Origin of the sequence: Cognatilysobacter bugurensis, from assembly GCF_014652095.1 — a bacterium.
In the GTDB taxonomy this organism is placed as follows: Bacteria; Pseudomonadota; Gammaproteobacteria; order Xanthomonadales; family Xanthomonadaceae; genus Cognatilysobacter; species Cognatilysobacter bugurensis.
This window is the reverse complement of sequence record NZ_BMYD01000001.1, coordinates 505,406-525,036: the sequence shown is the minus strand read 5'-3', so window position 1 is coordinate 525,036 and position 19,631 is coordinate 505,406. Positions and strand designations below refer to the sequence as shown.

16 protein-coding genes are annotated in these 19,631 nt (G+C 67.9%); 12 read left to right on the top strand and 4 right to left on the bottom strand.

Going from position 1 to position 19,631, the window contains the following annotated elements; genetic code table 11:
* Positions 1–29 precede the first annotated feature (29 nt).
* Positions 30–725 (top strand): hypothetical protein, encoded by a 696-nt coding sequence (locus IE075_RS02545; protein ID WP_189452978.1) that lies wholly within the window; start codon positions 30–32, stop codon positions 723–725.
* 40 nt (positions 726–765) lie between these two features.
* Here IE075_RS02545 and IE075_RS02540 read toward each other — a convergent pair whose 3' ends face one another.
* A complete protein-coding gene (locus IE075_RS02540; protein WP_189452976.1) occupies positions 766–2,181 on the bottom strand; it encodes a class II fumarate hydratase in 1,416 nt (471 codons plus the stop codon).
* Positions 2,182–2,308: 127 nt separating this feature from the next.
* Between IE075_RS02540 and purB the strand changes: the two genes are divergently transcribed.
* From purB to pilH, 10 genes are all read left to right on the top strand, one after another.
* The gene (purB, locus tag IE075_RS02535) at positions 2,309–3,685 is read left to right on the top strand and encodes an adenylosuccinate lyase (protein WP_189452974.1); all 1,377 of its coding nucleotides are present in this window, start codon (positions 2,309–2,311) and stop codon (positions 3,683–3,685) included.
* A gap of 34 nt (positions 3,686–3,719) precedes the next feature.
* Positions 3,720–4,118, top strand: a complete 399-nt coding sequence (locus IE075_RS02530) for a VOC family protein (RefSeq protein ID WP_189452972.1) — start codon at positions 3,720–3,722, stop codon at positions 4,116–4,118.
* Entirely contained in the window at positions 4,115–5,338 is a 1,224-nt protein-coding gene (locus IE075_RS02525; RefSeq protein WP_189452970.1) for a ribosomal protein uL16 3-hydroxylase, read from the top strand. The genes IE075_RS02530 and IE075_RS02525 overlap by 4 nt, the downstream gene beginning before the upstream one ends.
* On the top strand, positions 5,335–6,234 hold the full coding sequence (locus IE075_RS02520) for a GNAT family N-acetyltransferase (protein WP_189452968.1): 900 nt from the start codon (positions 5,335–5,337) through the stop codon (positions 6,232–6,234). The genes IE075_RS02525 and IE075_RS02520 overlap by 4 nt, the downstream gene beginning before the upstream one ends.
* Before the next feature lie 125 nt (positions 6,235–6,359).
* Positions 6,360–9,191, top strand: a complete 2,832-nt coding sequence (locus IE075_RS02515; RefSeq protein WP_189452967.1) for a 2-oxoglutarate dehydrogenase E1 component — start codon at positions 6,360–6,362, stop codon at positions 9,189–9,191.
* A gap of 97 nt (positions 9,192–9,288) precedes the next feature.
* A complete protein-coding gene (gene sucB / locus IE075_RS02510; protein WP_189452965.1) occupies positions 9,289–10,485 on the top strand; it encodes a dihydrolipoyllysine-residue succinyltransferase in 1,197 nt (398 codons plus the stop codon).
* A 58-nt stretch (positions 10,486–10,543) separates the two neighbouring features.
* On the top strand, positions 10,544–11,971 hold the full coding sequence (gene lpdA / locus IE075_RS02505) for a dihydrolipoyl dehydrogenase (protein WP_189452963.1): 1,428 nt from the start codon (positions 10,544–10,546) through the stop codon (positions 11,969–11,971).
* A gap of 163 nt (positions 11,972–12,134) precedes the next feature.
* A complete protein-coding gene (locus IE075_RS02500; protein WP_189452961.1) occupies positions 12,135–12,728 on the top strand; it encodes an LOG family protein in 594 nt (197 codons plus the stop codon).
* 73 nt (positions 12,729–12,801) lie between these two features.
* On the top strand, positions 12,802–13,794 hold the full coding sequence (locus tag IE075_RS02495) for a YhdH/YhfP family quinone oxidoreductase (RefSeq protein ID WP_189452959.1): 993 nt from the start codon (positions 12,802–12,804) through the stop codon (positions 13,792–13,794).
* A 57-nt stretch (positions 13,795–13,851) separates the two neighbouring features.
* A complete protein-coding gene (gene pilH / locus IE075_RS02490; RefSeq protein ID WP_189452957.1) occupies positions 13,852–14,217 on the top strand; it encodes a twitching motility response regulator PilH in 366 nt (121 codons plus the stop codon).
* Positions 14,218–14,344: 127 nt separating this feature from the next.
* On the opposite strand, the gene IE075_RS02485 is transcribed toward pilH, so the two are convergent.
* Together IE075_RS02485 and IE075_RS02480 are read right to left on the bottom strand one after the other, a co-directional pair.
* Entirely contained in the window at positions 14,345–15,247 is a 903-nt protein-coding gene (locus IE075_RS02485) for a DnaJ C-terminal domain-containing protein (protein WP_189452955.1), read from the bottom strand.
* 136 nt (positions 15,248–15,383) lie between these two features.
* The gene (locus IE075_RS02480) at positions 15,384–15,890 is read right to left on the bottom strand and encodes an Hsp20/alpha crystallin family protein (protein WP_189452953.1); all 507 of its coding nucleotides are present in this window, start codon (positions 15,888–15,890) and stop codon (positions 15,384–15,386) included.
* A gap of 144 nt (positions 15,891–16,034) precedes the next feature.
* Here IE075_RS02480 and IE075_RS02475 point away from each other — a divergent pair, with 144 nt between their 5' ends.
* A complete protein-coding gene (locus IE075_RS02475; RefSeq protein WP_189452951.1) occupies positions 16,035–16,514 on the top strand; it encodes a peroxiredoxin in 480 nt (159 codons plus the stop codon).
* A 107-nt stretch (positions 16,515–16,621) separates the two neighbouring features.
* On the opposite strand, the gene gyrA is transcribed toward IE075_RS02475, so the two are convergent.
* Positions 16,622–19,306: a DNA gyrase subunit A gene (gene gyrA, locus IE075_RS02470; RefSeq protein ID WP_189452949.1), complete on the bottom strand. Its 2,685-nt coding sequence runs from the start codon at positions 19,304–19,306 to the stop codon at positions 16,622–16,624.
* Between the last annotated feature and the right edge of the window lie 325 nt (positions 19,307–19,631).

The following is a 19,631-nucleotide window of genomic DNA, read 5'->3' as shown; positions in this document are numbered from 1 at the left end:
GCCCTCGTTCCCCGAACTGGAGAACCGACATGAAGACCCTCCGCACCGCCGCCCTCGCCTTTGCCGTCGTCATCGCCCTGGTGGGCTGCGGCCCCGACGGCAACGCCGCCACCGCCCAGGCGGTCGAGTCGACCGACTCGATTGCCGGCACGATCGATTCGAGCATGGCCTCGGCCATGACCGAAGTGCGCGACAAGCTCGCCACCGAGAACATCTCGCTTGACGGCCCCACCGGCGCGCCGAAGGCCGAGATCACGCCGGCAGGCGAGCTGCTGATCGACGGCCGCGCCGTGCCGGTCACCGAAGCCCAACACCGCCTGCTTCTCGACTACCGAGGGCATGTGGCCGCGGTTGCGTCAGCGGGTGCCGAGGTGGGCATCGAGGGTGCCCGACTCGCGACGCGGGCCGTGGGCGAAGCCCTGCGCGGCGTCTTCAACGGCAATGCCGACCAGGTCGAGAAGCAGGTTGAAGCCCAGGCGGAATCGGTGCGTGCCTCGGCACTGAAGCTGTGCGAGCGTCTGCCGGCGATGTTCGAGACCCAGCAGGCGCTCGCTGCCGCGCTGCCCGCCTTCGCCCCGTACGCGACGATGGACCGTAGCGACATCGACGAATGCCGGGCCGATGTACGCGACGGCAAGCCGCCTGCGGTGCCGGGCGTGCCGGCGTCGCCCCAAGCCCCGGCCGAAAACGGCAAGGCGACGGGCGCGGCGCAGACGTCGGCGTAAATCGTCTGCCGATGGGCCACAAACGCCGGCCCGGCCGCGGCTAGCCCCCGCCGCCCATGCCTTCGCGGATGCCGCCCTTCGTGAGTTCAACCGGGTCGAGCAGACGCCGCAGCTCCGCGATCGACAACCCGCTGCTCTCCGCCGCGACCTCGAGCACCGGCCGCCCCTCCCGGTAGGCCTGCTTCGCGATCGCGGCGGCTTTTTCGTAGCCGATGATCGGGTTCAGCGCGGTTACCAGGATCGGATTGCGATCCAGCATTTCCCGCACGCGCTCGTGGCGGACGACGAGTCCCTCGATCGCGCGGTCGGCGAGCAGCCTCATCGCGTTCGACAGCAACTCGATGGAGTCGAGCAGGTTGTATGCGATCAGCGGCAGCATCACGTTGAGCTGGAAGTTGCCGCTCTGCCCCGCAACCGTGATCGCCGTGTGGTGCCCCATCACCTGCGCGCACACCATCGCGACGGCCTCCGGCACGACCGGATTCACCTTGCCCGGCATGATCGAGCTGCCCGGCTGCAGCGCCGGCAACTCGATCTCCCCGAGCCCTGCGAGCGGGCCCGAGTTCATCCAGCGCAGGTCGTTCGCAATCTTCATCAGCGTCACCGCGAGCGCGTTGAGCTGACCCGACAGCTCCACCGCGTCGTCCTGCGACGCGAGACCTTCGAAGCGGTTCTCGGCCGCCACGAAGCGCGCTTTCGTCATCGTCGACAACGCACGGGCCACCTGCTCTCCAAAGCGCGGGTCCGCATTGATCCCGGTCCCGATCGCCGTCCCGCCGATCGGCAGGCGCCGCAGTCGTCCCAGGGCGTCGTCGATGCGCGCTTGCGCGGAGTCGAGCTGCGCCGCCCAGGTACCGAACTCCTGCGCAAACGTCAGCGGCATCGCGTCCATCAGATGCGTGCGGCCGGTCTTCGTCACCTTGCGCAGCCCGCGTGCGCGGCGCTCGATCGTCTGCCGAAGGTGCTTCAGCGCCGGCGACAGCGACTCGCCGATGGCCAGCTGTGCGGACACGCGAATCGCCGTCGGGATCACGTCGTTCGAACTCTGGCCAAGATTGACGTGGTCGTTCGGGTGCACGCGCGCGCGGCCGCTGCGCGTGGCAAGCGCCGCAATCACCTCGTTGCCATTCATGTTGCTCGACGTGCCGGAGCCGGTCTGGAACACGTCGACCGGGAACTGTGCGTCGTGCTCACCCTCGGCCACCTGCAGTGCCGCGCTGCGGATCGCGGCCGCGGTGTCTTTACCAAGTAGGCCGAGACGCCCGTTGACCTCGGCGGCCGCGGCCTTGACGAGCCCGAGCGCACGGATGAAGCCTCGCGGCATCGGCCGCCCGGAAACCGGGAAGTTCTCCACGGCGCGCTGGGTCTGCGCGCCCCACAGCGCATCGGCGGGCACCTGCAACTCGCCCATGCTGTCGCGCTCGATGCGCGGGGTGGATGCATTCGTCCGGGCCATCGGCGTCGTCCTCGGCGGGAAAGCCGCGAGCGTACGCACGCGGCCGTCAGTGGCACGTGGCCGGACCGCACCGCGGGCACAGGCGACGCGCCTGTAGAATCACGGCCCCGTCTCCAATGCCGCGCCCATGTCCGATCGCATCGAATCGCAGCTGCTCGCCCTCTCGCCGCTCGACGGCCGCTACGCCGGCAAGGTCGACGCGCTGCGGCCGATCTTCTCCGAGTTCGGCCTCATCCGGGCGCGCGTTCGCGTCGAGATCGAATGGCTGCTCGCGCTCGCCGCCGAGCCCGGCATCGTCGAACTCCCGCCGTTCTCAGACGCGGCCGCCGCCCGTCTGCGTGCGCTGGCCGACGGTTTCGATGTCGCGGGCGCCGCGCGCGTCAAGGAGATCGAGCGCACGACGAACCACGACGTCAAGGCCGTGGAGTACTTGATCAAGGAACGCCTGCAGGACGACGCGGACCTCGGGCCGGCGATGGAATTCGTGCACTTCGCATGCACGAGCGAAGACATCAACAACCTCAGCTACGCACTGATGCTGCGCGAGGCGCGCGACACCGTGCTGCTGCCCAAGCTCGACGAACTCGTCGAAAAACTGCGCGCGATGGCTCACGAGCACGCGGGCCTGCCGATGCTCTCGCGCACGCACGGACAGACCGCGTCGCCGACGACGGTGGGCAAGGAAATCGCAAACGTCGTGGCGCGCCTGCAGCGCCAGCGCAACGTGCTCATCGGCCTGCCGATGCCGGGCAAGATCAACGGCGCCGTCGGCAACTACAACGCGCATGTCTCGGCCTATCCCGACATCGACTGGCCGGCGTTCTCGCAGCGCTTCGTGCAGTCGCTCGGTCTCGACTGGCAGGCGTACACGACGCAGATCGAGCCGCACGATGGCATCGCCGAGCTGTGCGACGCGCAGAAGCGCATCGACACGATCGCGATCGACCTGTGCCGCGACATCTGGGGCTACATCTCGCTCGGCTACTTCAAGCAGGCGGTCAAGGCCGGCGAAGTCGGCAGCTCGACGATGCCGCACAAGGTCAACCCCATCGATTTCGAGAACGCCGAGGGCAACTTCGGCATCGCGAACGCACTGCTCGAGCATTTCGCCGCGAAGCTGCCAATCAGCCGCTGGCAGCGCGATCTCACCGACTCGACCGTGCTACGCGCGCTCGGCACCGCCTTCGGCCACGCGCTGATCGGTTACGACGCATTGCTGCGCGGCCTCGGCAAACTCAGTGCAAACCCGGACCGCCTCGCAGCCGACCTCGACGCGTCCTGGGAGGTGCTCGCCGAAGCCGTGCAGACCGTCATGCGGCGCCACGGCCTGCCGAATCCGTACGAACAGCTCAAGGCACTCACGCGCGGCCAGGGCATCAACGAGGCGTCGATGCGCGAGTTCATCGGCGGCCTCGACCTGCCCGCCGACGCGAAGGAGCGACTGCTCGCGATGACGCCCGGCAGTTACACGGGCGTTGCCGAGCAGCTCGCGCGCGGGATCTGATCACGGCGCCGGCGCGCCACGCAGGAGGACCACGATGAAGGCCTTGCTCAACATCGACGTTCCCGACCTCGGCGCCGCCGAGCGGTTCTATTACGCGGCGTTCGGGCTCGATCCGGCCCGGCGTTTCGGCATCGACGCAGTCGAGATGATCGGGCTCGAGATCGCGATCTACCTGCTGCACAAGGACGCCGGCACGCCCGGCGCCGGCGATGACGTCCGCGATTACAGCCGCCACTGGACGCCCGTGCACTGCGACCTCGTCGTCGACGACCTGGACGCCGCACTCATCCGCGCCGTCGCCGCCGGTGCCGTGCAGGAGGGCGCAGTTCGCGAGGCCGGGTGGGGCCGCATCGTGCAACTCGCCGACCCGTTCGGACACGGTTGGTGCCTGCTGCAGTTCCTCGGACGCGGCTACGACGAGATCGCATCATGAGCACGAAGAAGACCCCGTCGCGCAAGGTCACCGCGCCGAAGATCGAGATCGACGCATCGCGCCGGCCGCCACTCGGCATGCCGCCCGCGGTGTTTCTGCGCGACTACTGGCAGAAGCGGCCGCTGCTGATCCGCAATGCGTTCCCGGGCTTCGTTTCGCCGATCGAGCCCGAAGACCTCGCCGGCCTCGCCTGCGAGGAAGCCGCGCTGTCGCGCCTGATCGCGCACGACCGCGAGCACGACACCTGGCAGGTGCGCCACGGCCCGTTCGACGAGGCCGAGTTCCCCGGCATGCCCGACCACGACTGGACCCTGCTCGTGCAGGACGTCGACAAGTGGGACGCGGACGTTGCCGAGGTTCTGGAGGCGTTCGACTTCCTGCCGCGCTGGCGCATCGACGACGTCATGGTCTCGTTCGCCGCGCCCGGCGGCTCCGTGGGCGCGCACGTCGACCAGTACGATGTGTTCCTGCTGCAGGCGCACGGTCACCGGCGCTGGCAGGTCGACGCATCACCGAACCCGCCACTCGAATTCCGCCACGACGTCGAGCTCAAGCTGCTGAGCGAATTCACGCCGACGCATGAGTGGATGCTCGGTCCGGGCGACATGTTGTACCTGCCGCCCGGTGTGCCCCACCACGGCATCGCCGAAGACGCTTGCCTGACGTTCTCGGTCGGCATGCGCGCGCCGTCGGCGGCTGAGTTGCTCGGTGATTTTGTCGACACGCTCGCAAGCGGCGCGGATGAATCGTTGCGCTACCGCGACCCGGACCTCACGCCACCGCGCGATGCGGCCGAGATCGATGCCGTCTCCATGGGTCGCGTGGTCGAAGCGCTGAATGCGCTGCGCATGAACGATCCCGACCGGCTCGGCGACTGGTTCGGCCGCTTCATCACGCTCTACCGCAGCGCCGGCACGGTCATGGCCGACGACGCGCCGTTCAGTGCGGACGGCGTCGAGCAAGCGTTCGCCGGCGGCGCCACGCTGATGCGGCACCCGTTCTCACGCATGGCCTGGCGTCGCGCGACGCGCGGCGCGAGCCTGTACGTCAGCGGACAGACCTACGCCTTGCCCGTGCGCGACGCGCAGATCATCGCGAACGGGGCCGTGCTCGACGGCGCCGACTACACACGCCTGTCGAACGCCGGGCGCGCTTGTCTGGCGGAGTTGCTCGGTGCCGGGCATTACCAGCCCATCGACGACCCGGACGCGCACGGATGACCGACGGGTTCGTGGTCGAGCGCGTTGCGTTCGACGAGGCACGCGTTGAGCTGCACGCCGTGCGCGGCACGGTCTTCATCGACGAGCAGCGCGTGCCGGCCGAAATCGAGCGCGACGCCCTCGACCCGCAATGCGTGCACGTGCTCGCGCGCGCGGCCGACGGCACCCCGATCGGCGCAGGCCGGCTCACCCCCGATCGCCGCATCGGTCGGATGGCCGTGCTGCGGGACTGGCGCGGGCGCGGGGTCGGCGAGGCGATGCTCGCGGCGCTCGTGGATTCGGCGAGTGCGATGGGGTGGCCCGAAGTGCGCCTGCACGCGCAGGTGGGCGCTCTTGCGTTCTATCGGCGCCTCGGCTTCCTGCCGCTCGGTCCGCGCTTCGAGGAAGCGGGCATCGAGCACCAGACGATGGCCCGTGCGCTGGTGGGCGCGGGCGTCGTCGAAACGCGCGAGCAGGGACTCGCCGCGCTCGAAAGCATCGCCGCCGGTACCCGCCGATTGCTGCGGGTGTATTCGCGGGCGCTGGATCCGGGCCTCCTGGACCAGCCTGAAGCGGTCGCCGCGCTGCGTCGGCTCGGCACACGCGGGGGCGAGGTGCGCGTGCTCCTGCAGGACGCCGCGGCACCGCGACGCGCACTCGCGCCGCTGATCTCCCTGTCGCAGCGGCTGCCCAGTTCGTTCGCGTTCCGCGTCGTCGGCGACCCGGTCGACCTCGCCTACCCCTCGGCGTACACGGTGAACGACGCGGACGGCTGGTACTTCCGCCCGCTCGGGCACCGGCTCGACGGCGAGACCCGCATCGACTCCGGCGCACAGGCCCGCGAACTTCGCCACGCGTTCGATCCGGTTTGGGAGCGTTCACGTCCAGCCACCGAATTGCGCGCGCTGGGCATCTAGCCCGGACCCGGCAAACCCGGCCGTCCGCGGCCTGCGGCTATACTTCCGCATCTTTGGGCCCGCGCCGCGCCGCGACTGCGCAGCGGGCACTCCCGCCTTCCCCATCGAGTTTCCCGACCTCCATCGTGGACAGCCTCCTGAAGCAGTTCTCCCAGTCCTCCCAGCTCGGCGCCAACGCCGCCTACATCGAGGACCTGTACGAGCAGTACCTGGTCGCGCCGGACAGCGTGTCGCCGAAATGGAAGGCGTATTTCGACAGCTTCAAGGGTCGCGAAGCCGGTGACGTGCCGCATTCGCCGGTCATCGAAGCGATTGCCGAAGCGGGCAAGGCGGCGGCGCGCGGCACGGTCGCGGCGCCGCAAGCCGCCGGCGACGAGCGCGAACGCCACGTCGGCCGCCTCATCACGGCCTATCGGTCGCGGGGACACCTCGCTGCCGACATCGATCCGCTGCAGATGTGGCAGAAGCCTGATGCGCCGGACCTGTCGCTCGGGTTCCATCGCCTGTCGGACGCCGACCTGTCGTCGGAGTTCAGCACCGGCGGTGTCGGCGGTCGCGACCGGATGAAGCTCGGCGAGCTGCTCGAGCTGCTCAAGTCGACGTACACCGGTTCGATCGGCGCCGAGTTCATGCACATCAGCGACGTCGAACAGCGCCGCTGGATGTACGAGCGCCTCGAGCGCGCAGGCGGCAAGTTCGGCCGCAGCGCTGGGGACAAGAAGCGGATCCTCGAGCGCCTCGTCGCGGCTGACGGCCTGGAGCGCTACCTCGGCACGAAGTACGTCGGGCAGAAGCGCTTCTCGCTCGAGGGTGGCGACGCGCTGATTCCCCTGCTCGACACCACGATCCGCCGCGCCGGCGAACAGGGCGTTAAGGACGTCGTGATCGGCATGGCGCACCGCGGCCGCCTCAACGTGCTTGTGAATACGCTCGGCAAGCCGCCGCGGCACCTGTTCGACGAGTTCGAAGGCAACTTCGAGCACGTCCACAGCGACCTCGCCCACCAGGGCGACGTGAAGTACCACATGGGCTTCTCGGCGAATGTCGCCACCCCCGGCGGTCCGGTCCATCTCGCGCTCGCGTTCAACCCCTCGCATCTCGAGATCGTCGACCCGGTGGTCGCAGGCTCGGTGCGCTCGCGCCAGACGCGCCGCGGCGAGAACGGCCGCGCGCAGGTGTTGCCGATCCTCATGCACGGCGATGCGGCGTTCGCGGGCCAGGGCGTGGTGATGGAGCTGTTTCAGATGTCGCAGGCGCGCGGGTTCGCGGTCGGCGGCACGGTACACATCGTCATCAACAACCAGGTCGGTTTCACGACGAGCGAGCGCCAGGACGCGCGCTCGACGCTGTATTCGACCGACGTCGCGAAGATGATCGCCGCGCCGGTGCTGCATGTGAACGGCGACGACCCCGAGGCCGTCGCGTTCTGCGCGGAGCTCGCGCTCGACTACCGCAACGCGTTCGGTCGCGATGTCGTCATCGACCTCGTGTGCTACCGCCGCCACGGCCACAACGAGGCCGACGAGCCGGCGGCGACGCAGCCGCTGATGTACCAGAAGATCCGCAAGCACAAGACGCCGCGCGAGCTGTACGCCGACAAGCTCGTCGCCGAGGGCACGGTCACTGCCGACGAAGTGCAGGCCGTTGTCGACGGATACCGCGCGAAGCTCGACGAGGGGTCGGTGACCACCGAGCTCGCCGAAGTCACGCCCGATGAATTCGCGATCGACTGGTCGAAGTACCTGACGGGCCGGATCACCGATGCGGTCGACACCACGGTGGAGCGCGGCCGCCTTGACCGCCTCGCTGGGCAGATCAACACGATTCCCGAGCGCATCAAGCTTCATGCGCGCGTGGCGAAGATCTACGAAGACCGCCGCAAGATGGCCGCCGGCGAGCTGCCGGGCGACTGGGGCTTTGCCGAGAACCTTGCATACGCGACGCTGGTCGACGAAGGCTTCAAACTGCGCCTCGTGGGGCAGGACTCCGGCCGCGGCACGTTCTTCCATCGCCACGCGATCCTCCACGAACAGGGCAGCGACGAGTACTACCTGCCGCTGCGCGAACTCGTGCAGACCCCGTCCGACGTCACGATCATCGACTCGCTGCTCAGCGAGGAAGCGGTGATGGCGTTCGAATACGGCTATGCGAGCGCGGACCCGACCACGCTCGACATTTGGGAAGCGCAGTTCGGTGACTTCGCGAACGGCGCACAGGTCGTGATCGACCAGTTCCTGTCGTCGGGCGAAGCCAAGTGGGGCCGACTGTGCGGGCTCGCGCTGTTCCTTCCACACGGCTATGAAGGCCAGGGCCCCGAGCACAGCTCGGCACGCCTTGAGCGCTTCCTGCAGCTGTGCGCGCAGGGCAACATGCTGGTGTGCACGCCCACGACGCCGGCGCAGGCGTATCACATGATCCGCCGCCAGATGCTGATGACCACGCGCAAGCCGCTGGTCGTCATGACGCCCAAGTCGCTACTGCGCCACAAGCTTGCGGTCTCGTCGCTCGACGAGCTGGCGACCGGCAGCTTCCAGACGCTGATTCCCGACGGCTCGGCCGACCCCGCGCAGGTCAGCCGCGTCGTGCTCTGCGGCGGCAAGGTCTACTACGACTTGCTCGAAGACCTGCACAAGCGCGGCGCGACCGACGTGGCGCTGATCCGCATCGAGCAGCTGTACCCGTTCCCGCGCGCCGAGCTCCGCGCACAACTGGCCGGTTACGGCGGTGCTGCGGACGTGATCTGGTGCCAGGAAGAGCCCATGAACCAGGGCGCGTGGTACCAGATCCGCCACCACCTGACGGCCTGCCTGACGTCCGGCCAGTCGCTGCATTACGCCGGTCGCGAACGCTCGCCGTCTCCTGCGGCCGGCCACTTCGCGGACCACGTGGAAGAGCAGACGCGCCTCATCGCCGACGCGCTCGTCAACCCGCCCCGCGGCGAAGACTGCGCCGAATGACCTGCGACGCCCGGCGTGCCGCATTCGCGGCGCCGGGCGCTTCGCTGCCCCGCTTTCCGATGTCCGGACACACCTTCAAATCAAGGACGCCGTCCCCATGAGCACCGAAATCAAAGTTCCCGTCCTGCCCGAGTCGGTCTCCGACGCGACGATCGCCACCTGGCACAAGAAGCCCGGTGACGCGGTGAAGCGCGACGAGAACCTCGTTGACCTCGAGACCGACAAGGTCGTGCTCGAAGTCCCGTCGCCCGTGGACGGCGTGCTCAAGGAGATCAAGTTCGAGCTCGGCTCGACGGTGAACAGCCAGCAGGTGATCGCGATCGTCGAGGCGGGCGCGGCGCCGGCCGCCGCCCCCGCTCCAGAGGCGAAGAGCGAGCAGCCCGCAGCGGCGGCTCCCGCGCAGCCGGCCGCAGCGCCGGCTCCGTCGCCCGCGTCGAACAACGGCGCGTCGCTCCCGCCCGGTGCGCGCGCAACCGCTGCCCGCGAAGGCGTCGACGCGTCGCAGGTGGCTGGAACGGGTCGGCGCGGCGCCGTGACGAAGGAAGACATCGTCAATTACGCGAAGGCCGGCGGCGCCGGTGTCGCGGGCGGCGCACGCCCGGAAGAGCGCGTGCCGATGACGCGCATGCGCGCGCGCATCGCCGAGCGCCTGATGCAGTCGAAGAACTCGATCGCGATGCTGACCTCGTTCAACGAGGTCAACCTCGGCAAGGTCATGGAGATGCGCAAGGAGCTCCAGGACGACTTCGTCAAGGCCAACGGCATCAAGCTCGGCTTCATGAGCTTCTTCGCGAAGGCGGCCGCGAACGCTCTGCAGCGCCATCCGATCATCAACGCCTCGGTCGACGGCAACGACGTGATCTATCACGGCTACGCCGACATCTCGATCGCGGTGTCGACGGACAAGGGCCTGGTGACGCCGGTGCTGCGCAACGTCGAGCGCATGTCGTTCGCTGACATCGAAACGGGCATCGCCGACTACGCGAAGAAGGCTCGCGACGGCAAGCTCGGTCTCGACGACCTGCAGGGCGGCACGTTCACGATCACCAATGGCGGCACGTTCGGTTCGCTCATGTCGACGCCAATCGTCAACCCGCCGCAGTCGGCGATCCTCGGCATGCACGCGATCAAGGAGCGTGCGATCGTCGAGAACGGCCAGGTCATCGCCGCGCCGATGATGTACATCGCGCTGAGCTACGACCACCGCATCATCGACGGCAAGGACGCGGTCCTCTTCCTGGTCGACATCAAGAACCAGCTCGAGAACCCGCACCGCATGCTGCTGGGCATGTAATTGCCCACGGGCCCCGCCATGCGCGGGGCTCTTGCTTTGAGCGAACAAGGAAACTGAGATGAGCGAACAACAGCAATTCGATGTCGTCGTCATTGGCGCAGGCCCTGCGGGCTATCACGCCGCGATTCGCGCCGCGCAGCTCGGCCTCAAGACCGCGTGCATCGATGCCGCGCTCGGTAAGGACGGCAGGCCCGCCCTTGGCGGCACCTGCCTGCGCGTAGGCTGCATCCCGTCGAAGGCGCTGCTCGACAGCTCGCGCCAGTTCTGGAACATGCACCACATCTTCGGTGACCACGGCATCGCGTTCGACAATGCGAAGATCGACGTCAACGCGATGGTCGGCCGCAAGGACAAGATCGTGAAGCAATTCACGGGCGGCATCGCGGCGTTGTTCAAGGCGAACAAGGTGTCCGCGTTCTACGGCTTCGGCCAGCTGCAGCCCGGCAACGTCGTCACCGTGAAGCAGCACGACGGCAGCACCGTCGAGCTCAAGGGCACGAACGTCATCCTGGCAGCGGGTTCGGATTCGATCGAACTGCCGTTCGCGAAGTTCGGTGAGCACATCGTCGACAACGTGGGCGCGCTCGACTTCACCGAAGTGCCCAAGCGCCTCGGCGTGATCGGCGCCGGCGTGATCGGTCTCGAGCTCGGCAGCGTGTGGAACCGCCTCGGCGCTGAGGTCGTGATCCTGGAAGCAATGCCATCGTTCCTCGCCGCGGCCGACGCCGAAGCGTCGAAGGTGTCCCTGCGCGAGTTCAAGAAGCAGGGTCTCGACATCCGCCTTGGCGCGAAGGTCGCGACGACCGAGGTCAAGGACGACGGCGTGCACGTGGTCTACAACGACGACAAGGGCCAGCAGACGCTCGTGTTCGACAAGCTGCTCGTCGCGGTCGGTCGCAAGGCGGCGACGCGCGGGCTGCTGGCCGAAGGCACGGGCGTGCAGCTCAACGAGCGCGGCCAGATCGCGGTCGACGAGCACTGCCACACCGGCGTCGATGGCGTGTGGGCGGTCGGCGACTGCGTGCGCGGCCCGATGCTTGCGCACAAGGGCTTCGAGGAAGGCATCGCGGTCGCCGAGCTCATCGCCGGACTGCCGGGCCATGTCAACTTCGACACGATCCCGTGGGTCATCTACACCGAGCCGGAGATCGCGTGGGTCGGCAAGACCGAAGAGCAGCTCAAGGCCGAGGGCATCCCGTACAAGGCCGGCAGCTTCCCGTTCGCTGCGGTCGGCCGTGCGGTCGCGATGAGCGAGCCGGCCGGTTTCGTGAAGGTACTCGCGCATGCGGAGACCGACCGGATCGTCGGCATGCACCTCGTCGGTGCGAACGTGTCCGAGCTCGTGCACGAAGGCGTGCTGGCGATGGAGTTCAACGGCTCGGCCGAGGACCTCGCGCGCATCTGCCACGCGCATCCGAGCCTCTCGGAGGCCGTGCACGACGCCGCGATGGCCGTCGACAAGCGCGCAATCCACAAGGTGAACTGAGCCGGCTCCGGAGCGCGCGCCAGAGCGGCGCCCCGGACTCGACCAGACCACAGCGCCGGGCACTGCCCGGCGTTGTCGTTTCCACAGCTGCCCCCCGCCTGCACCGGCCGTGGATGCCGCGGCCGCTATAACCCTTTCACGTTTTGCGAGAAGACTCTGCCCCATGAAATCCGTCTGCGTGTACTGCGGCTCGAACCTCGGCAACCGCCCGATCTACGGCGAGCGCGCCGCTGAACTTGGCGCGCGGCTCGCGCGCGAAGGGCTCGCCGTGGTGTACGGGGGCGGCAATGTCGGGCTCATGGGGATCGTTGCGGACGCGGCGCTGGCCGCCGGTGGCGAGGTCATTGGTGTGATTCCTGAGCAACTCGTGACAATGGAGGTTGCGCACAAGGGCCTCACGCGACTCGACGTGGTCGCGAACATGCACGAGCGCAAGGCGCGCATGTTCGACCTCAGCGATGCGTTCGTCGCCCTGCCCGGCGGTTTCGGCACGATGGACGAGATGTTCGAGATGCTGACCTGGCGTCAGCTCGGCATCGGCGACCGCCCGTGTGCATTCCTCGACATCGACGGCTTCTACTCGCCGCTCATGGCGATGATGGACCGCATGGTCGCCGAGCGTTTCGTGCACGCGGACCAACGCCAGGACCTGTGGCACGGCGAAGACATGGACGAGATGCTCGCGTGGATGCGCGCCTACGAGCCTGCGCACGCGCAAAAGTGGCTCGACGAAAAGCGCCGCGCGTCGCTGCGCTGATGCATCCCCTCTGCGCTCATCGCCGATGCGTGACGCCGCTATCCTTCCTGCCCCTGCTGCCACGAGACCGACGATGACGCTGCCTTCGACGTTCGACGCGTTCCGCATCCACTCCGACGACGCCGGCTACCGGAGCGACATCGAACCGGTTTCGATCGATGCGTTGGCGCCGGGCGAGATCGTCGTCCGCGTCGCGTACTCGTCGGTGAATTACAAGGACGCCCTTGCGGGGACCGGCCAGGGAAAGATCCTGCGTCGATTCCCGCTCGTCGGCGGCATCGATGTCGCGGGCCACGTGGTGGCCTCCAGCGATCCCGCATACCGCGAAGGCGATGCGGTGCTCGTCACCGGCTGCGGCCTCAGCGAAACGCGCGACGGCGGCTACTCGCAGTACGCGCGCATCGAGGCGCGGTGGGCAATCGCACTGCCGCAGGGGCTGTCGCTGCGCGAGAGCATGATCCTGGGCACTGCAGGGTTCACCGCGGGCCTCGCGTTGCACCGCATGCTCGACAACCGGCAGACGCCGGATCTGGGTCCGCTTGCCGTCACCGGCGCCACAGGCGGCGTCGGCTCACTGGCCGTGGACATCTTCACGCGCGCCGGCTTCGAGGTACACGCGATCAGCGGGAAGGCCGACGAAGCGGACTACCTCACCGGCCTGGGGGCAAAGCAGGTACTTGGGCGCGATGCACTCGCGACTGCGCGGCCGATGGAGTCGACGCGGTTCGGCGGCGGGCTCGACAACGTCGGCGGCCCGATGCTGGCGAGCCTGCTGGCGCAGACCGCGCCATACGGCAACGTCGCGAGCGCGGGGCTGGCGGCAAGCGCAGAACTCGATGCCACGGTCATGCCATTCATCATCCGCGGCGTGTCGTTGCTCGGGGTGGCGTCGGCCGGGACGGCGCGCGACATCCGCGAATCGGTGTGGCAGCGTCTTGCGTCCGACTGGAAGCCCGCTCACCTCGACACGATCTGCACGCAGCAGGTCGGACTGTCGGAGTTGCCTGACGTGTTCGCGCGAATGCTGGCCGGTGGGTCCAAGGGCCGCACGCTCGTCGCCTTGTAACCGACGGCACCGCTACAATCGCCGCTCAATACCGCTTCGCAACCTGGGGACCCGACCGTGGCGCGCATCCTGATCGTCGATGATTCGCCTTCGCAGCTCATGGGCATCCGCCGCCTCGTCGAGAAGCTCGGCCATGAAGCAGTCACTGCGGAAGACGGCGCCGCCGGCGTCGAAGCGGCCAAGCGTGAGCTGCCGGACCTGATCCTGATGGACGTGGTCATGCCGAACCTCAACGGCTTTCAGGCGACGCGCTCCATCACGCGCGAGCCGACCACGAAGCACATCCCGATCGTGCTCGTGACGACCAAGGACCAGGAGACCGACCGCATGTGGGGCATGCGCCAGGGCGCGAAGGCGTACATCACCAAGCCGTTCGACGAGAGCGCGCTGGCGAATGTCATCAACGAGCTGCTGCCCGGCTGAAGTACGGCGCGTTCGTTGTCGCTCGACACGAAGGAAGCGGCGTGCCGCTTCCTTTTTTATTGTCAGCGTCCCGCCAGCGTGACGCCAAGGGCACCCCATCCCCCGCTGGACGCCCACCGCGGCACGCTCAGGCCCGGCGCCAGTCGCCTCCGAATGCGGACCGCAGGGCCTCGTACGCATCAGACTGAGCGGCCGACTGCGGCGGCGGCGCGAGCACCTCAAGTTCAACGATCTGATCGCCGGGCGCGTCGCCGGGCAGCCCGCGACCACGCAGGCGCAGCTTGCGGCCCGCCTCGGACTTCGGCGGGATCTTGAGTTCGACGGAGCCGCCCAGGGTCGGCACGCTCACGGTCGCGCCGAGAGCCGCCTCCCACGGAGCCACGGCGAGCTGATGGATCACGTTGCGGCCGTCGACCTCGAACTGCGGATGCGCCGCGTATTCGACCTCGAGCATCAGATCGCCGCGCTCGCCCTGCCCTACGAGCCGGATTACCTGCCCCGGTCGGACGCCCTTTGGCACGCGCACGTCGAGAGTGCGGCCGTTGACGTTGATCCGCACGCTCGATCCGGCATAGACGGCCTCCAGCGGCACGGCGAGCTTCGCGCGCGTGTCGCCGCGCGGGGTCGCGCCGACGCCCGGCCGCCCGGAGAACCCGCCCCCGGCACGGCGCCCTTGACCGAACAGGCTCTCGAAAAAGTCACTGAAGCCGCCCGCAGCGCCTCCGCCGGCGAAGATCTCGTCGAAATCCGGCCCGCCGTACTGGCCGCCACCAAACCCACCCGGCGGCGGCCGCACGTCGTCGCCCGGCCGATAGCCGCGCGAACGCAACTGGTCGTACGCGGCGCGCTTCTGCGGATCACGCAGCGCTTCGTACGCTTCGTTGACGGCCTTGAACTTGTCTTCGGCGCCCGCTTCCTTGCTGACGTCGGGGTGGTACTTGCGTGCCAGGCGCCGGTACGCGCTTTTGATTTCGGCTTCGCCCGCACCCGGCTCCACGCCGAGAATTTCGTAGTAATCCTTGAACTGCATCGTGATCCTTCGTGATCAGTCGGTACCGCATCGCGAAAAAACAACGGCCCGCAAGCGACGCTCGCGGGCCGTAGTGTAGACGGCTCGACCGTGACCGACGGTCTACGCCGCGCGATGACCGCCCGATGACGTGGTCTTACTGCCGGGTCGACTGTCCGTCGCCGCCGCCATTCCCGTCCCGCTGGCCGGCACCGCCCACGTGGATGCGCCGCGGCGTCGTCTCGGGGCGCTTGGGAATGCTGATTTCAAGCACGCCGTGTCGGCCGTCCGCAGTAACGCCTTCGGGATCAGCGCTGTCGGGCAGCGCGAAGCGGCGATGGAAGCTGCCGTACCGACGCTCGATGCGCGAATAGCGCTCGTTCTGCTCGGTGACTTCACTCTTGCGCTCGCCCTTGATCGACAAGATGCCTTTGTCCATCCAGATCTCGACCTCGGCGGGGTCGATGCCCGGCAGGTCGGCCAGGATCACGAAGCGGTTCGCGTCCTCGCGTACGTCGACGCGCGGCGCCCACTGGCTGGTCACCACCGACGACTCATCCCCGCCCTCGTTCATCTGGAAGAACCGCTCGAACAGCTGCTTGAACTCCTCCGGCATCGGCGCCTGACCGGAGCGGTGCTGCTGCGGAAAACGGTTGAGATTCATTGGGACCTCCACCTTGTCTCGATTAATGCGGCCGAGCCGCGACTGCGGGCGATGTAGGGACCGGCCGCGCGCCGCTCAAGCGCCCTCGTCCGCCTGAAATGCGCCCTCGCTTAGACTGCGTTCAAATTCCTCAAGGAGCCCAACATGACGATCGAGACTGGAAACCGCATCCCTGAAGTGACCGTCCAGCGCATTGGCGAAGGCGTGGAGAACCTCAATACGCGCACGCTGTTCGAGGACCGCCGCGTTCTGCTGTTCGGCGTCCCGGGCGCATTTACGCCCACGTGCTCGGAGCGTCACCTTCCGGGCTACGTCGCGAATCTCGCGAAGTTCCGCGAGCGCGGCGTGGACGTTGCCTGCATGTCGGTCAATGACCCGTTCGTGATGCAGGCGTGGGCGAAGAGCGTCGACGCACCCGCCGAGCTCATGATGCTCGCTGACGGCAACGCCGAGTTCACGCGCGCGCTCGGGCTGGACACTGACGCAAGCGCCTACGGCATGGGCACGCGTTCGCGGCGTTTCGCGATGCTCGTCGATCACGGCGTCGTCAAGCGGCTCGAGATCGAGGCGCCCGGCGAGTACCGCGTCTCGTCCGCGGAACACATGCTGAGCCAACTCGACTAGACCCGCTGGCGTGGCACGCCCCAGGGGACGCTCGTCCTGGTACGTGGGTCCGGAAACACAAACGCCGCCCTCGGGCGGCGTTTGCGTTTGACGGCAGAGGAGACTCGTCAGGCCAGCGTATCGTCGCCCGCCGCGCGGTCGTCTTGGACCACATCCGCGGACGCATCAAGCACCTCGACGACTGCGGCCTCCACTGCCAGCGCCGCCTCCCCCGTACCCGATTCGTCGGACACCTCCGCGTCCGGCTCATCGAGTGACGCGTCGAGCCGCTCGACCGCCTGCAGCTTCTCGTCCTTCGCGAGCCGCATGAGCGTGACGCCTTGCGTATTGCGGCCAACCTGCGCGATCTCGTTCGCGCGCGTCCGCACCAGCGTGCCGCCGTCGGAGATCAGCAGCACCTCGTGGTGGTCGCTGAGCTGTACGGCGCCGACGAGCTCGCCGTTGCGATCGCTGGTCTTGATCGCAAGTACGCCCTGCGTGCCGCGGCCACGACGCGGATAGTCCTCGACCGGCGTGCGCTTACCGTAGCCGCGCTCGGTCGCCGTGAGGATGTCGCCATCGCCTTCGATGACGACCATGCTGACCACGCGCGCGCCGTCGCCGCTTTCATCGTCGAGCAGGCGCATGCCGCGCACGCCCGTCGCGGTGCGGCCCATCGAGCGCACTTCGCTTTCGGCAAAGCGCACGGCCTTGCCGTTGCTCGCGAACAGCATCACGTCGTGCTTGCCGTTCGTGAGCGCGACGCCGATGAGCGCGTCGCCCTCGTCCAGGCTGATCGCGATCTTGCCGCGCTGCAGACGGAACGCGAACTCGGTGAGAGGCGTCTTCTTGACCGTGCCGCAGCGCGTCGTAAAGAACACGTAGCAGTCCTCGCGGTACTCGCGCACCGGCAACACGGCCTGCACCTGCTCCCCGGCTTCGAGCGGGATCCAGTTGATGATCGGGCGACCGCGCGCGTTCGGGCCCGCATCGGGCAACTGGTGCACCGGCAGCCAGAACACGCGGCCTGCGCTCGTGAACGTCAGCAGCGTGTCGTGCGTGTTGACGAGCCACAGCTGGTCGATGAAATCCTCTTCCTTCGTCGCTGCTGCACTGCGCCCGCGCCCGCCGCGCTTCTGCGCGCGATAGGTGCTGACTGGCTGGCGCTTCGCATAGCCCGCGTGCGACAGCGTGACCACCACGTCCTCGGGCGCGATCAGATCGAGAATGTCGAGGTCTTCCTCGCTTTCGCGGATCTCGCTGCGGCGCGCGTCGCCGAACTCTTCCTTGAGGTTGCGCAGCTCGGTGCGGATCACCTCGAGCAGCACTTCCGGGTTTTCGAGAATCTCGATCAGGCCGCGGATCGTCTCCAGCAGCAGGCGGTACTCCTCGGTGAGCTTTTCCTGCTCCAGACCCGTCAGGCGGTGCAGGCGCATCTCGAGAATCTGTTGCGCCTGCGTCTCGGTCAGCTGGTAGCCCCCGTCGACGAGGCCCACGCCGCGCGGAAGATCTTCCGGACGCGAGGCTTCGCTGCCGGCCGCGGCCAGCAGCGAACCGACGAGCCCCGGGGTCCACAGCCGCGCGAGCATGCGCTCCTTCGCGACCTGCGGGTTATCCGAGGTCTTGATCAGGTCGATCATCTCGTCGATGTTCGCGAGCGCGACCGTCAGGCCTTCCAAGATGTGCGCGCGCGCACGGGCCTTGCGCAGCTCGAAGATCGTGCGGCGCGTCACCACTTCGCGGCGGTGACGCACGAACGCTTCGAGGATCTGCTTGAGGTTCAGCAGCTGCGGGCGGCCGTCGACGAGCGCCACCATGTTGATGCCGAACACCGACTCCATCTGCGTCTGCTGATAGAGGTTGTTGAGCACCACTTCGGCCGACTCGCCGCGCTTGACCTCGATGTAGATGCGCATGCCGTCCTTGTCGGACTCGTCGCGCAGCTCCGAGATGCCCTCGAGCTTCTTTTCCTTGACGAGCTCGGCGATCTTCTCGATCAGCCGCGCCTTGTTGACCTGGTACGGGATCTCCGTGACGACGACCGCTTCGCGGCCGTTGTCCGCCACCTCGACCTCGGCGCGCGCGCGCATGCGCACGCGGCCGCGGCCGGTGCGGTACGCGGCCTGGATGCCGACCGTGCCGTTGATGATGCCCGCGGTCGGGAAATCCGGGCCCGGGATGTACTCCATGAGCCCTTCGACATCGAGCTCGGGCTGGTCGATCAACGCGATCGTCGCGTCGACGACTTCCGAGAGGTTGTGCGGCGGAATGTTCGTCGCCATGCCGACCGCGATGCCGGCCGAGCCATTGACGAGCAGGTTCGGCACGCGCGTCGGCATCACCGACGGCTCGAGCTCCTTTTCGTCGTAGTTCGGCTGGAAATTAACGGTGTCCTTGTCGATGTCCGCCATCAGCTCGTGCGCGAGGCGCGACATGCGCGCCTCGGTGTAACGCATGGCCGCGGCGGAGTCACCGTCGATCGAGCCGAAGTTGCCCTGCCCGTCGACAAGCATGTAGCGCAACGAGAACGGCTGCGCCATGCGCACCAGCGTGTCGTACACCGCCGTGTCGCCGTGCGGGTGGTACTTGCCGATCACGTCGCCCACGATTCGCGCGGACTTGTAGTACGGCTTGTTGCTGTGCGCGCCGAGCTCGTGCATCGCGAACAGCACGCGGCGATGCACCGGCTTGAGGCCATCGCGGACGTCCGGCAGGGCGCGTCCCACGATCACGCTCATCGCGTAATCGAGGTAACTGCGGCGCATCTCGTCTTCGAGATTGACGGGGATGATTTCGCGGGCGAGTTCGGCCATCGGGATTCCGTCTGGGGCAGTGGATAGACGTCCTCGTCAGTCCCGCGCGGGGTGCTGAATGCACCGAACCGGACACGGGCCGACAGGCGTCCAAAAGACGTGAAACATTAGCACGAACGGGCGCCCCGAGCCAGCTAAAACCTCTAACGGGGACAAGCACTTAGCAGCGTCTGACCGGAGCGTTCGGGACGCGTTGGGCATCCGGCCTGAATGTGGGGTTTCACGGCAGCCCTGGTGGCCGCGCCGGCAGGTCTCACGGCCTGCGGCCGTGCGTCCGATTCAGCCTGCCGCGCCGCTGCGAGCCCCGTGCTGCGCAGCCTCACGC